Below are 13849 nucleotides of genomic sequence, written 5' to 3' on the forward strand. Positions count from 1 at the left end.
CGCTGCACTATCATAGATTGCATCCTCTACACCTTCGTCAGAAAATCCCATCACCTGTTGCAGTAAGTACATACGCAACATACGTGAAAGTCCCATGGCAGGGCGCCCTTGTTTACCATCTGTCTTAGGATAAAAGGGTTCAATAACCGCTTCTAGAGCAGACCAAGGGACTAGACTTTCCAGATCTGCTAACAGGCGATCACGGCGGGTTTGTTTCTTTTTGCTAGTAAACTCAGCTTCGGAGAAAGAGATTTGCATAGTTTAGACTCAGAACTTAAGGTTTTAGGCTAGTTTACCAAATGCTGGCTGACTTAGGGTTTGTTCAGTGTTTCCCTAATACTCGTTTTCTTGCGGGTTTTATTTCCTGCGCTAGCACTAATAAGCTGGTGGCAACCATAAAGCTAAAGCTTGCCCAGAAAACACCCGTGGCTAACTGTTGATCAACCAACCATCCAAAGAGTAAAGGCCCTGCAATGGCACCAAAATTAAAGCCGGTGGAAACAATACCAAACACTTTTCCTTCTGAACCTTCTGGGGCAGCAGCTCTAACCAACATATCTCTTGAAGGCGCAACAATTCCAGTTAAGAAGCCGATTAGCGTTAACGTTCCTATTAAAATAATGCCAGTTAAAGGCAGGTAAATAACCAACAACACCAACACAGCAGCCAAGCCAAAGGTTAGGGCTGCTAAAAAACCATGTTGAGTTGTTTTATCAGCTAAATAACCACCAAAAAGCACTCCAAAGGCGCTAGCAAATAAAAACCCAGTTAAAGCTTGGTTAGCTAAAGCTAGGGGGGTGTTGAAGCCTTCTACCAAGGCGGTAACAGAAAACTTTTCTATCGAGCCCGTACTTAAGCTTAGCAACATAAATAGCAGGGTTAATATGGCAAGGGTAAAGACGGGTAAGCGCAAGGGGCGAGTTTCTGCTGCTGGCTTACCTTCTTTTTCTACCGCAATATTAGCTGCTGAAATTTTAAACGAGCGGAAGTGCAAAAATGCCCAGACAATAAACCCTAGCAAAGCAGCAAAGGCAAAAGCCCAGCGCACATCTAAAATAAAAGAAATAGCTATAACAATGGGGGGTGCTAAAGCAGCACCTAAATAACCTGAAAAGGTATGAATAGAAAAAGCTCGCCCCATACGGTTGCTAGGCATACCTTTAGAAAGCAAGGCATAGTCGGCTGGGTGATACACACCATTAGCTAAACCCGACAAGGCCATCGCTAAAATTAAAACTGGATAGCTTGGCATCAGCGCCAGCAATAAATAACTTAACCCACCTAAAAACAAAGCGCCCTTAAGCAGCGATTTAGCGCCCCACTTGTCTACCAAAAAACCGATGGGTGCTTGCACCAGTGCAGACACCACGCCAAACACAGCCAAGGCAAAGCCTAGCTGCATAAAGTTAACCTGCATCATATCTGGCAATACAGGTAGTAAAGCTGGAATAACCAGCATGTAAAAGTGGCTGACTAGGTGAGCCGCTGATACTTGAGCCAACAACCCTCGATTGGAAGACTGCACCACCTTCTCCTAAAGCTAATTTAGCTACTCTATATTTTGAATTTGCTCACGCATTTGTTCCACCAGCACTTTTAAGTCTACGGACACTTGGGTCATTTCCATGCTCATAGCTTTAGAGCCTAGGGTATTGGCTTCGCGGTTCATTTCTTGCATTAAAAAATCTAGCCGGCGGCCTATGGGTTGGTTACTTTTTAGAGCACGGTACACTTCTTTTATATGGGTGGTTAGCCTATCTAGTTCTTCCATCACATCTTGTTTTTGCGCCAAAATCACTATTTCTTGTTCTAATCTGGCTGGGTCTACTTCTACTTGTAGCTTTTGCGCTTTTTCTAATAGATTGCTTCGCCAAGCTTCTAGTGCAGCAGGCAGGTAATTCTGTGCTGTTATTAGGTGTTGGTTAATTTGTTCTAGGCGATCTTCTATTAACTTGGCTAGCTCTACCCCTTCACGTTGGCGGTGGGCTTTTAAATCTGCTAAAGCCTCATGAAAGAGTTCCATAGCCACTTTTTTTACTTCACCTTCATCGGTTTTTTTGCTTTGCATAACACCTGGCCACTGCAATAACCGCAGTGGGTCTAGTGAAGCTGCAGGGGTGCGATTGTAAATTTGGTCTGCTGCGGTTATCAGCTGGTCTAGCAAGGCTGCATTTACTTCTAGCTGGGCATTATCTTCTGCTGGGTAAAACCTAAGCGTTAAATCAAGCTTACCGCGTGATAGTGCTTGGCGTAGTTCATTACGGACGAGTGGCTCTAAGTCTCTTAGGGTTTCTGGTAAACGAAAACTAGGCTCTAGGTAGCGTTGATTAACTGAGCGAATCTCCCAGCTTAGGCTGCCCCAAGGCTGGTGAGTTTCTCGGCGGGCAAAAGCAGTCATACTGGCGGTCATGAAATATCCTTCTGGGTGGTATACTGGCCAACTATTTTATTCACTAGCTTCAGGAAAATATTAATGCGTCCAAGTGGTAGAGCTGTCGATCAAGCACGTGAAGTCAAAATTATCCGTCATTTTACCAGTCATGCCGAAGGTTCGGTGCTGGTGTGTTTCGGTAATACTCAGGTCATTTGCACCGCTAGTGTTGAAAAGGGTGTGCCTCGCTGGTTACAAGGTAAAGGCCAAGGCTGGATTACAGCAGAATATGGCATGTTACCAAGATCTACCCACACACGTAATAGACGTGAAGCAACCAGTGGTAAGCAGGGTGGTCGTACTTTAGAAATTCAGCGTTTAATTGGCCGTTCTTTACGCGCTGCAATAGACCTTAAAAAACTGGGTGAGTTTACTATCACGCTAGATTGCGATGTTATTCAAGCCGATGGTGGTACGCGTACTGCTTCTATTACGGGTGCTTGTGTGGCTTTGGTTGATGCTTTACGCAGCTTGCAGCTAAACAAGAGCATTAAAACGGATCCGTTTAAGCAGTTTGTCGCTTCGGTATCTGTGGGTATGTATAAGGGTGAAGCGGTATTAGATTTGGATTACCCAGAAGACTCTAACTGCGAAACCGACATGAATGTGGTGATGACGCAGGAGGGTAAATTTATTGAGGTGCAAGGTACTGCTGAAGGCGTGGCTTTTAGCCGTGATGAAATGGATGCCATGTTAGAGCTGGCTGAAAAAGGTTGCCGTGAGTTGTTGGTGATTCAGCAGCAAGCTTTACAAGCACTTTAAAGCGAATGCCTGGGGTTTTATTGATTAATAAAACCCCAGTGCAGCCTAGTTAAGTTGCTAAAGATCGTACTCTACAATAATAGGTGCATGGTCTGAGAAGTTAACACTTCTGTCTATCCAAGCATCTTTAATGTTTTTGCGTAGATTAGGCCCTACAACCTGATAATCTAAGCGCCAGCCTTCTTGCCTTTGACGCTCTAACTTAGGGTTAGGCCAAAAGGTAAACTGGTCGGTATCTCGATTAACTTCTCTAAAGGCATCAATAAAGCTAAGCGGACCAAATACTTGATCCATCCAAGCCCGTTCTTCAGGACGAAAACCTATGCTTAGCTGGTTATCTTGCCAGTTAGCTAGATCTATTGTCTTATGCGCTATATTCCAAGTACCACAAATAATAAACTCGCGGCGCTTACGGCGAAGCTTAGTTAGAAACTCTAAAAACTGTTCTAAAAATAGCTTTTTCTCTGCAGGGTTAGCGCCTGATGGCATTAAGAAGCTTGCAACACTAACTTTTTCAAAGTCAGCCTGCATAAAGCGTCCTTCTCGGTCGGCTAGTTCAAAGCCTAGGCCTGTCATAACCGCTTTAGGTGTTTTACGACAGTAAATACCTGTGCCAGAGAAGTCGTCTTGTTCGGCATCAAAAAAGTACCCTTCCCAACCCTCTGGACGCTCAATAGCATCACCTAGCTTCCAGCTTTTTGTACGCACATCTTGAACGCATACAACATCAGCATCCTGATCTTTCAACCAGTCTAGAAACCCTTTTTCAACGGCTTGCTTAATTCCGCCAACATTAAGGCTGATAACTTTCATGCGTAGTTGTTCCCATTCCAGCGTGTGACTAATTTGGATAAAGTGTATGATACCTGCCAACAGGCCTTTAGGGAATTACTCTTAACCCTAGTCGCCGATATGAGGCACTTTGTCGCAACCTATTACTTAATGCACAATGCTTTGAATACAATTTATGAAACAAGTTATTGGATCTCTACATGCTCGATTACCAAAAAGACTTTATTAACTTTGCGCTAAGCCAAGAAGTGCTACGTTTTGGTGAGTTTACTTTAAAGTCTGGCCGAACCAGCCCTTATTTTTTTAATGCTGGGTTGTTTAACTCAGGAGAGGCTTTGGTTCAACTAGGTAAAAGCTACGCTGAAACCATTATTCGGTCTGAAATAGAGTTTGATGTTTTATTTGGTCCTGCTTATAAAGGCATACCTTTAGGTTCTGCAACCGCTGCTATGTTAGCTGAACACCACAAGAAACCTACGCCCTTTGCTTTTAATCGAAAAGAGGTAAAAGCACACGGAGAAGGTGGTCAATTGGTCGGTGCAAGCATGCAAGGCAAGCGCGTTTTAATCATTGATGATGTAATAACTGCGGGTACTGCTATTCGTGAAGTTTTACCTTTAATAGAAGAAGCAGGTGGTGTGGTTGCAGGTGTGGTTATTGCTTTAAATCGTCAAGAACGTGGTCAGGGTGATAGATCTGCTATTCAAGAAGTTGAACAAGATTTAGGGATTCCTGTCATTAACATTATTGCCCTAGCTGATGTATTGGAGTTTGCTTCTAATCAGCCAGAGTTAACTCAGCATGTTGATGCAATTAAAGCCTACCATCAAGCTTACGGTGTTTAATTTTTGTACTTATATTAAAGGAAAAATGCATTATGTTTGCTAAAAAAATTGTCTCTAGCGTTATTAGTGTTTTATTTCTTGGTATTACTGCCTCTAGTGCTTTTGCAGCTAAATCGATTGAAGCAAACCTCAGTAACGATACTGCACAGGTAGAATTTGATACTAAATTAGCCAGCACATCCAATCTCTATGTTAATGGCAGCCTCCTTTATACTGAAGAAGACGATAACCACTCTGCCATTGTTGGCACGCTTGGCTTCCAAGGCGTAGAAACCAACAACAAAACTTACCGTGCAGCTGTTGGTGGGCGCTTATACTTTTATGACTACAGCAGTTTAAATGGTGCTGCTGTTGCAGTGGGTGGTATGTTTTACCATACAATTCCTGGCGCACAACGCTTATCCGCAGGTGGTTATGGTTGGTTTGCACCTCAAGTCACTAGCTTTGGTAATACCGAACAAATTTATGAGCTGGGTGGCCGTGTTGCTTTCCGCGTTATTCAAAATACTGATGTTTTTGTTGGCTACCGTTATTTAAAGCTTAAACATGAAAAGTCTGGCGTGAAATTTAATGACCCACTAGAAAAAGGTCCGCATGTTGGCTTCCGCTTGAACTTTTAAGCGAAAACCCTTCGGTCACTCTTATTTTTGGCAAGCTACTTAGAAGCTGCTGTAATTGTTGCAGAAGTTTTTAACTCCAATGACAAAAATATAAGAGATCGCTAATGACTAGTTCATTAAAAATGAATCGCCAGGCTATGGTGAGTTTTTTACAAACTGAGTTTCCTCAATACGTTGGTGAGGTAAGTGAAGTAGAGGCCAATTACAGCTTATTGCGCCAACCAATCAATGAAACTCACCTTCGCCCTGGTGGCACTGTTTCAGGCCCCACTTTAATGGCCTTAGCCGATGTAGCCCTTTATGTAGCGATTCTTTCTAAAATTGGCCCTGTCGCCTTAGCTGTTACAACTGATTTCACTATTCATTTTTTAAACAAGCCTCGTGCTGACCGCGCTATTATGGCTAAAGCTAGCCTATTAAAGCAGGGGAAGCGCTTGGTTATAGGTGAAGTAGAGCTCTATAGCGAAGGGGAAACAGACCTAGTCGCCCATGTTGTTGCTACCTACTCAGTACCACCGCTAAAATAACATTAGCACCCTAGCATTCCCCTCCTAAGGCTAAAATCCGTTAGAATATCCACCTTTATAATGGAGGTGGACATGCAAATACGTTTGAATGGGCAAGCCTATGCGCTTGCCGAGTCAGCTAGTATTGTCGATCTGCTAGAGCAGTTAGACTTAACGGGTAAGCGGTTAGCTGTTGAAATTAATGAAGCCATCATTCCTAAAAGCCGTCATGCCGAAACTTTTCTACAAGCAAATGACCAAGTAGAAATTGTGCATGCTATAGGTGGTGGTTAAGTTTTAAGTCCTACCCACTCATACTATTTTAAGAGATACCTTGATGAACTCAGACACATTTAAAATTGGTCAGCGCGAATTTTCATCTCGTCTACTCGTTGGTACAGGGAAATACAAAGATCTACAGGAAACCGCCAGCGCTATAGAAACAACAGGCGCGGAGATAGTTACCTTTGCAGTGCGCCGCACTAATATTGGGCAGAACCAAGATGAGCCTAATTTATTAGACGTTATTTCTCCAGACCGCTATACGCTGCTACCTAATACAGCAGGCTGTTATAACGCCAAAGACTCGGTTCGCACCTGTATGTTGGCGCGTGAACTATTAGACGGTCATAACCTGGTTAAATTAGAAGTCTTGGGTGATCAAAAAACCCTTTACCCCAATATGCGTGAAACCCTGATTGCGACTGAGCAGTTAATGGCTGAGGGTTTTGAGGTAATGGTCTACTGCAACGATGACCCCATAGCAGCTAAAGAGTTAGAAGATATGGGCTGTGTGGCGATTATGCCCTTAGGCTCCTTAATTGGTTCTGGTTTAGGTATTCTTAACCCGCACAATATTCGTTTAATTATGGAAGAAGCCAAAGTGCCTGTTTTGGTTGATGCTGGCGTAGGTACTGCTTCTGATGCTGCCTTTGCAATGGAAATGGGCTGTACGGGTGTGCTAATGAACACAGCCATTGCCCATGCTAATAACCCAGTGCTTATGGCAAGGGCGATGAAAAAAGCCATTCAAGCTGGCCGCGAAGCTTACTTAGCAGGACGCATGGTTAAAAAAGCCTACGCCAGTGCTAGTTCACCACTGGAAGGACTAATCAAATAATGAGCAATTTAGACCCTTCCAACCTAGTAAACAAGCATGATCGTGCTGATGATGCGATTCACGACAAACGTATTCGTAGCTTTGTATTACGCCAAGGTCGCATGACAGGTTTGCAGCAAAGAGGTATCTCTGAGTTTTTACCTAAATTGGGACTTAAAATTGAAGATGGCGCTTTTGATGCTTCTGAAATTTTTGGGCGTGAAGCACCTTTAGTTGTGGAAGTAGGTTTTGGTATGGGTGGCTCTTTATTAGAGCAGGTACAAGCCATGCCCGACCATAATTTTGTAGGCATTGAAGTTCATTTGCCGGGTGTAGGTAAGCTAATGGGTGAAGCAGGTGACTTGGGTGTAAATAACCTTAGGGTTTACCACGCTGATGCCGTAGAAGTGCTTAACCAATGCTTTCCCGATAATTCGATTGATTTATTCCAGCTATTTTTTCCTGATCCTTGGCATAAAAAGAAGCACCATAAACGCCGTATAGTTCAGCCACCTTTTGTTGAGACTATTCGCAAAAAGCTAAAAATAGGTGGCCGCTTCCATTTAGCTACCGATTGGGAAGCTTACTCCGAACACATGCGAGACGTAATGAGTGCCGCGCCTGGCTACCAGAACACCGCAGCCGAAGGTGAGAATTTTGTACCCCGCCCAGCTTCACGCCCCTTAACCAAGTTCGAGTTGCGTGGCGAGAAGTTAGGGCATGGTGTTTGGGATTTGATTTATGAACGCACTAGCTAGCTGCAAGGCTTGAAGGGCTAGGTTATAATAGGTTTCCCTGTACTGAGGGGCGCTGCAGCAGCATTTTCTGTCAGGCTCAGATCAGGAATTAAAGATTAACGGCGCCCGTTAAACCGATGCGATAGCTAATCATTGTTTATTAGTTATCAATTCTGCTAAACGGAGTGTTTTATGTCTGAATTTACTGATTATAAAGTAGCTGATATCAACCTAGCGGACTGGGGTCGTAAAGAATTGCGTATCGCTGAAAGCGAAATGCCTGCACTTATGACCATTCGTGCTAAATACCGTGACCAACAACCCCTTAAAGGTGCGCGTATTGCTGGTTGTATTCACATGACCATTCAAACTGGCGTGCTTATCGAAACCCTAATCGACTTAGGCGCTGAAGTTCGCTGGTCTTCTTGTAATATTTTCTCTACCCAAGATCACGCGGCAGCAGCCATTGCAGCAGCGGGCATTCCTGTATTTGCTTGGAAAGGTGAAACCGAAGAAGAGTACCTTTGGTGCATTAAACAAACCATAGAAGGCAAAGATGGCTGGGAACCCAACATGGTGCTAGACGATGGTGGTGATTTAACCGCTATTTTACATGATGATTACCCTAAGCTTATTGAAGCTATTCACGGTGTTTCTGAAGAAACCACCACAGGTGTGCATCGTTTAATTGAAATGATGCAAAAAGGCACCTTGAAGATTCCTGCTATCAACGTAAACGATGCAGTTACCAAGTCTAAAAACGACAACAAATACGGCTGCCGCCACAGCTTAAACGATGCCATTAAACGTGCTACTGACCACCTGTTGTCTGGCAAACAAGCTTTAGTGATTGGTTACGGTGACGTGGGTAAAGGTTCAGCGCTGTCTTTAAGACAAGAAGGCATGATTGTTAAGATAACTGAAATTGATCCTATCTGTGCGATGCAGGCTTGTATGGATGGTTTTGAAGTCGTTTCCCCTTACTTAAATGGCGTTAACACTGGTAAGGATGAAGGTGTTGATAAACAGCTGCTTGGTAAAATCGACCTATTAGTTACCACCACGGGCAACGTGAATGTGTGTGATGCACCTATGATGAAAGCCCTTAAAAAGGGTGCTGTAGTGTGTAACATTGGTCACTTCGACAATGAAATAGATACAGCTTACACGCGCAAAAACTGGGCTTGGCAGGAAATTAAACCACAAGTTCATAAAATCTTCCGTGATGGTAAGCCGGGTCAGTTTGACGATGCTAGCGATGACTACCTAATTCTGCTTTCTGAAGGTCGTTTGGTTAACCTTGGTAATGCGACTGGCCACCCTAGCCGTATTATGGACGGTTCTTTTGCTAACCAAGTACTGGCGCAAATTCATTTATTTGAAGAAGACTTTGCTAACCTAGCGGCAGACCAGAAGGCGAACAAAATTACGGTTGAAGTCTTGCCTAAGCAGCTCGATGAAGAAGTGGCTCAGTATATGGTACAAGGCTTTGGTGGTGTCATTACCAAGCTAACTAGCGACCAGGCTGACTACCTAGGTGTGCCACAAGCTGGCCCATTTAAGCCAGAGACTTATCGTTATTAAGTTCTAGCGTTATTAAGCCCTAGACTTTTAACTAGTAGCAAAAGCCCAGTTATTAGTGAGTCAAGCATCTGCTGCAGGGAGCAGCAGCTGAGCTTACAAGGAAGTATTTACAGCGTCTTGACGAACAATAACTGGGCTTTTTTTGCCAACTAAAAAGGACAGGGCGCAGTAAATACCATGCGTTCTTCTGTTATGGGATGCCTTATTTCTAGCTCTTGGGCATGTAGCAATAATCGACTGCTGGCAGCTAAGGCTTCACCTTGTGAATAAAATCTATCACCTAGGATGGGATGACCTAAAGCTTGTAAATGCACTCTTAGTTGATGCGAACGCCCTGTTATCGGATGAAGCTCTAATCGGCTAGTTTTACCATCGGTTTCTAAAACACGGTAATGAGTTAATGAGGGTTTGCCTCGTTCAAAACATACCTTTTGTTTGGGTCTATTCGGCCAGTCACAAATTAACGGTAGATCAACCTCTCCTTCTGTTTCTGCCGGACAACCCCAAACTTGTGCGATATATACTTTTTTGGTTTCACGGTTTTGAAACTGCATTCTTATGGCGCGTTCAGCATCTTTACGCAGGGCTACCACCAGAACACCCGAGGTTGCCATATCTAGCCGATGAGCAAGCTCTGCATAGGGTGATATTCTCTTAGCCCTAGACTCAACACTGTCATACAAACCTTCACCACGACCGGGTGTGGATAACAAACCTTCCGGCTTATTAACCACTAGCAGGTAATCATCTTGGTAAAGAATAGTTAGCCAAGGCTCTGTTGGTGGGCAGTAGTCTAATGCTGGTGGTGCTTGGTTCTCGGTTAATTGCATTACTGTAAGCGCGCATCGGCAGGCTTTTTAGGACGATATTGCACTAACACCCAAGGCGCAACGACCAAAGCCCAAAGCTCGGTATTTTCCTGGTGCCAAGCATGAGCATCTTCGTCAGCGACTGTGCCTACTTCTCCTGAGTCTAACCACTGTTGAAACTGAGCACGGTTGTCTTCAGTTAGCTGATAACCTACTTCGGTTAAATCTAAGTCTGCACTGACCTGCACAACACTACCCCGAGCGTGATGTACTTCTAATTCACGCCAACTAATTAAAGCTGTCTCTAAGGTTAGCTTGCTGCGTAGTAAATCTGGCTTACGCGCATCTGGATGTTCGTTTTGCATATTATTTTCTACCTTGATGTTTTTGCGTGTAATATTAAAGAAGCTGTTCAGTAGAGATGGCATTCTAGTAGATTACTTAACGGGACGCTAAATCTGCAGCTTAAAATAATAAAATCTACTTTTATAAACTTGTTGGAGCTTCATTATAATGAAAGATAAGTCAATCGACCAAAGCAAGCGTGGTTTCATTAAATCTGCTGCTATTGGTGCCAGTGCTGTTGCAGCAGCAGGTGTTGCTGCACCTTCAATAGCACAGAAAAAATATAACTGGCGCATGGTAACTACCTGGCCTCGCAACTTCCCCGGTTTAGGTGTTGGCGCGCAGCGTTTAGCTGATCGCATTAATAGCATGTCGAATGGTCGTTTAAACATTCGTGTTTATTCTGCTAACGAGCTAGTACCTGCACTCCAGTCTTTTGATGCGGTTATCGAAGGCTCTGCTGAAATGTGCCACAGTGCTGCCTACTATTGGCAGAACAAAAGTGAAGCTAACTCTTTCTTCACAGGTGTCCCCTACGGTATGACCTCTCGCGAGTTAACGGCATGGATACGTTACATGGGCGGCCAAGAAATTTGGGATAAGGTTTATGACCAGTTTGGTGTGAAAGGTTTTATGTCGGGTGATACTGGTACCCAAGCGGGTGGCTGGTTCCGCAAAAAAATTAATAGCATTGAAGACGTGCAAGGCTTGAAGTTCCGCACCCCAGGTTTGTCGGGCAAAGTTTGGCAAGAAATAGGTGCAAGTGTTGTTAATTTACCAGCTGGTGAAATTTTCCAAGCACTGCAAACGGGTGCGCTTGATGCCGCCGAGTTTGTTGGCCCCTATAATGACTTAGCTTTAGGCTTCCATCAGGTATGTAAAGAATACTATATGCCTAGCTTTACTGAACCAGGCCTTGCTACTGAACTGGTAGTGAATAAGTCTGAGTTTGCCAAACTACCCAAAGACTTACAGCAAATTGTTGAAGTGGCTTGTCAGGCTGAGTACGACCAGGTTGCTTCTGACTTTTATGCTAATGACCCCATCGCGCTTAAGCAGCTAGTTGACAAGCATGGTGTTAATATCCGTGCTTTCCCTGACGATATTCTAGAAGCAGGGGCTAAGGCAGCCATGGGTATTATGACTTCGTTACGCGAGCACAAAGATGCATTAACTCGTGAAACAGCTGAAAGCTTTATTAAGAGCTTAACTATCTTACGCACACGTACTGAACAGGTCGACCAACGCTTTGGTATGGCACGTGAGAAACACTTTATTTACAAGTAATTTAGAGCCTTCTAGCCTCTAAACAAAAAAGCTCGCTTGAAACTAGCGAGCTTTTTTTATGCAGTTTTATTAAGTAACTAATTACCGTAAAGCTTATTCGGTAACCAGGTTACTATTTCTGGGAAGATAATTAGAGTCGCTAAAGCCACTAGCTGAATACCTACAAAAGGTAATACACCCTCATAAATCATTCGAGTTGAAACAGAAGAAGGTGCTACACCTCTAAGATAGAAAAGTGCAAAGCCAAAGGGCGGCGTTAGGAAGCTAGTTTGCAGGTTAATAGCCACCATAACCCCTAACCAAACAGGGTCAACATCCATCATCAACAGAATGGGTGCAGTAATAGGCAGCACTATAAAAATAATTTCGAAGGTGTCGAGTATAAAACCTAGCAGGAACATAAGCAGCATTACAAACAAGATTGCGCCAAGGGTACCACCGGGTAAATTACTAAGAAAGCTTGCTACTAGCTCATCGCCACCCAGCATACGAAAAACCAAAGAAAAAACGGAAGCACCTAAAAGAATCACAAACACCATGGTGGTAGTGTTTGCAGTCGCGGCCATGCAACCACGCAAATTAGTTAAAGTAAGCTTACGTTTTACTGCGGCTAGTACCATAGCACCGACAGCACCGACAGCAGCAGACTCTGTAGGGGTTGCAATACCACCTAAAATAGAACCTAAAACAGCCATAATTAGCACTAAAGGTGGCAAAAGGCTGGTCAACACATCCTTCCTTAGGCTTGCCCTTTCTTCTGGAGTTACCTCTAAGGCTGGACAGCTTTTTGGGTCTCTAATGGCTTTGTAAATCATCCATAACATATAAAAGCTAACTAGCATCAAGCCTGGCATAAAGGCACCGGCAAACAAGTCGCCCACTGAAACAGCTGAAGGCGCAAAATTACCTTTTTCCATTTGTACTTGAGCATTAATACCCGACAGCATATCGCCCATAAAAATAAGTACGGTAGAAGGCGGTATAATTTGCCCTAAGGTTCCTGAGGCACAGATAACACCCGTTGCTAAGCGCGGATCATAGCCTGCACGGAGCATGGCAGGCAGAGATAGTAGCCCCATAGTTACAACGGTTGCGCCAATAATACCAGTTGATGCAGCTAACAAGGCACCTACCAAAATAACCGATAAACCTAACCCACCGCGCAGGGTACCAAACATGCGCCCCATGGTAATAAGCAGTTTTTCTGCAATACCAGACCTTTCCAACATCATGCCCATAAAAATAAATAAGGGCACAGCTACCAGCACCTCATTAAGCATTACACCTATATAACGCGATGCAAGACTGCTGAAGTTTGAAGGATCAAAAGCACCTAATAGCCAACCTAAACCAGCAAAGAATAGCGATACCCCTGCTAGAGAAAAGGCGACTGGGTAACCCAGCATTAACACACAGATAATGCCAAAAAACATGACGACAGAAAGCACTTCACCAATCAATATCGGGTCCATAATTAGTGATTCTCCCGATAACGATACTCTTTGGGCAATAAGTCTTGTTTATTCACTAGCACCAAAACACCCCTTAAAAACATTGCCAAACCCTGTAGAGCTACCACAAAAGCAAAAACAAGAATAAAGCTTTTGATAATATAAAGCCCCGGCATACCCCCATAGTTAGACGAGCCTTCTAACCACTTCCAAGAGCGCATAACGTAAGGTGTGCTCCAATAAACAAGAATGCTGACAAAAGGAGTAATAAAAAATAGGCTGCCGAACATATCTACCCAAGCTTTATGACGCAAACTAGCTGGGCGGTAAAAAATATCGACCCTAACATGAGAGTTATTAAATAAAGCATAGCCTGCTAAACCCATAAACATCATGGCATTTAGCCAAACGTAAAGGTCTTGCATCCATACTTCACTTATGGAAAAGGCATAGCGCAGCACAACTACCGCAAAGCAGACTAACACTATGCCTAAAGAGAACCAGGAAAAAAGCTGCCCTAGAAGAATATTAAATCGACTGATTAATCGAATGATCAGTGCTATCGCCTGCACTTTGCAGTC

General features: G+C 43.8%; 17 protein-coding genes and 1 riboswitch. Of the genes, 9 read left to right on the plus strand and 8 right to left on the minus strand.

Annotation, left to right across the window (positions count from 1 at the left end):
* The 3 genes from BP27_RS15185 to BP27_RS0104255 all read right to left on the minus strand — a co-directional run.
* A partial coding sequence (locus BP27_RS15185; RefSeq protein WP_036239367.1) for an IS5/IS1182 family transposase occupies positions 1-258 on the minus strand: 258 nt, incomplete at its 3' end.
* A gap of 64 nt (positions 259-322) precedes the next feature.
* Positions 323-1525: an MFS transporter gene (locus BP27_RS0104250; RefSeq protein ID WP_036239368.1), complete on the minus strand. Its 1203-nt coding sequence runs from the start codon at positions 1523-1525 to the stop codon at positions 323-325.
* A 24-nt stretch (positions 1526-1549) separates the two neighbouring features.
* Positions 1550-2410, minus strand: coding sequence for a YicC/YloC family endoribonuclease (locus tag BP27_RS0104255; protein WP_027850492.1), 861 nt, complete (start codon positions 2408-2410; stop codon positions 1550-1552).
* A 63-nt stretch (positions 2411-2473) separates the two neighbouring features.
* On the opposite strand from BP27_RS0104255, the gene rph reads away from it, so the two are divergent.
* Complete coding sequence (rph, locus tag BP27_RS0104260) at positions 2474-3193, plus strand: ribonuclease PH (protein WP_027850493.1); 720 nt, start codon at positions 2474-2476, stop codon at positions 3191-3193.
* A 57-nt stretch (positions 3194-3250) separates the two neighbouring features.
* On the opposite strand, the gene BP27_RS0104265 is transcribed toward rph, so the two are convergent.
* Complete coding sequence (locus BP27_RS0104265) at positions 3251-4006, minus strand: exodeoxyribonuclease III (protein ID WP_027850494.1); 756 nt, start codon at positions 4004-4006, stop codon at positions 3251-3253.
* Between the two features lie 179 nt (positions 4007-4185).
* Here BP27_RS0104265 and pyrE point away from each other — a divergent pair, with 179 nt between their 5' ends.
* From pyrE to ahcY, 7 genes are all read left to right on the plus strand, one after another.
* Positions 4186-4830: an orotate phosphoribosyltransferase gene (pyrE, locus tag BP27_RS0104270; RefSeq protein ID WP_027850495.1), complete on the plus strand. Its 645-nt coding sequence runs from the start codon at positions 4186-4188 to the stop codon at positions 4828-4830.
* 32 nt (positions 4831-4862) lie between these two features.
* Positions 4863-5450: a YfaZ family outer membrane protein gene (locus BP27_RS0104275; protein WP_027850496.1), complete on the plus strand. Its 588-nt coding sequence runs from the start codon at positions 4863-4865 to the stop codon at positions 5448-5450.
* Positions 5451-5554: 104 nt separating this feature from the next.
* Entirely contained in the window at positions 5555-5977 is a 423-nt protein-coding gene (locus BP27_RS0104280; protein ID WP_027850497.1) for a PaaI family thioesterase, read from the plus strand.
* Between the two features lie 72 nt (positions 5978-6049).
* A complete protein-coding gene (thiS, locus tag BP27_RS0104285) occupies positions 6050-6250 on the plus strand; it encodes a sulfur carrier protein ThiS (RefSeq protein WP_027850498.1) in 201 nt (66 codons plus the stop codon).
* A 43-nt stretch (positions 6251-6293) separates the two neighbouring features.
* Positions 6294-7076: a thiazole synthase gene (locus BP27_RS0104290; protein WP_051610288.1), complete on the plus strand. Its 783-nt coding sequence runs from the start codon at positions 6294-6296 to the stop codon at positions 7074-7076.
* Positions 7076-7813 carry a tRNA (guanosine(46)-N7)-methyltransferase TrmB gene (gene trmB / locus BP27_RS0104295; protein ID WP_027850500.1) on the plus strand — a complete coding sequence of 246 codons (738 nt, stop codon included), beginning with the start codon at positions 7076-7078 and terminating at the stop codon, positions 7811-7813. Before BP27_RS0104290 ends, trmB begins: the two co-directional genes overlap by 1 nt.
* Positions 7814-7851: 38 nt before the next feature.
* A riboswitch (S-adenosyl-L-homocysteine riboswitch) is annotated at positions 7852-7927 on the plus strand.
* 57 nt (positions 7928-7984) lie between these two features.
* Positions 7985-9376 (plus strand): adenosylhomocysteinase, encoded by a 1392-nt coding sequence (gene ahcY / locus BP27_RS0104300; RefSeq protein WP_027850501.1) that lies wholly within the window; start codon positions 7985-7987, stop codon positions 9374-9376.
* Positions 9377-9525: 149 nt separating this feature from the next.
* Here the strand turns inward: ahcY and rluA are convergent, their stop codons facing one another.
* Positions 9526-10206 (minus strand): bifunctional tRNA pseudouridine(32) synthase/23S rRNA pseudouridine(746) synthase RluA, encoded by a 681-nt coding sequence (gene rluA, locus BP27_RS15190; RefSeq protein ID WP_051610290.1) that lies wholly within the window; start codon positions 10204-10206, stop codon positions 9526-9528.
* The gene (locus BP27_RS0104310) at positions 10206-10613 is read right to left on the minus strand and encodes a DUF2288 domain-containing protein (protein ID WP_245597809.1); all 408 of its coding nucleotides are present in this window, start codon (positions 10611-10613) and stop codon (positions 10206-10208) included. The genes rluA and BP27_RS0104310 overlap by 1 nt, the downstream gene beginning before the upstream one ends.
* 85 nt (positions 10614-10698) lie before the next feature.
* On the opposite strand from BP27_RS0104310, the gene BP27_RS0104315 reads away from it, so the two are divergent.
* A complete protein-coding gene (locus tag BP27_RS0104315; protein WP_036239369.1) occupies positions 10699-11817 on the plus strand; it encodes a TRAP transporter substrate-binding protein in 1119 nt (372 codons plus the stop codon).
* Positions 11818-11894: 77 nt separating this feature from the next.
* Here the strand turns inward: BP27_RS0104315 and BP27_RS0104320 are convergent, their stop codons facing one another.
* Positions 11895-13289, minus strand: a complete 1395-nt coding sequence (locus BP27_RS0104320; protein ID WP_027850504.1) for a TRAP transporter large permease — start codon at positions 13287-13289, stop codon at positions 11895-11897.
* Between the two features lie 2 nt (positions 13290-13291).
* Positions 13292-13840, minus strand: coding sequence for a TRAP transporter small permease subunit (locus BP27_RS0104325; protein WP_027850505.1), 549 nt, complete (start codon positions 13838-13840; stop codon positions 13292-13294).
* Between the last annotated feature and the right edge of the window lie 9 nt (positions 13841-13849).

The organism is Marinospirillum insulare DSM 21763 (assembly GCF_000686905.1).
GTDB classification, from domain to species: domain Bacteria; phylum Pseudomonadota; class Gammaproteobacteria; order Pseudomonadales; family Halomonadaceae; genus Marinospirillum; species Marinospirillum insulare.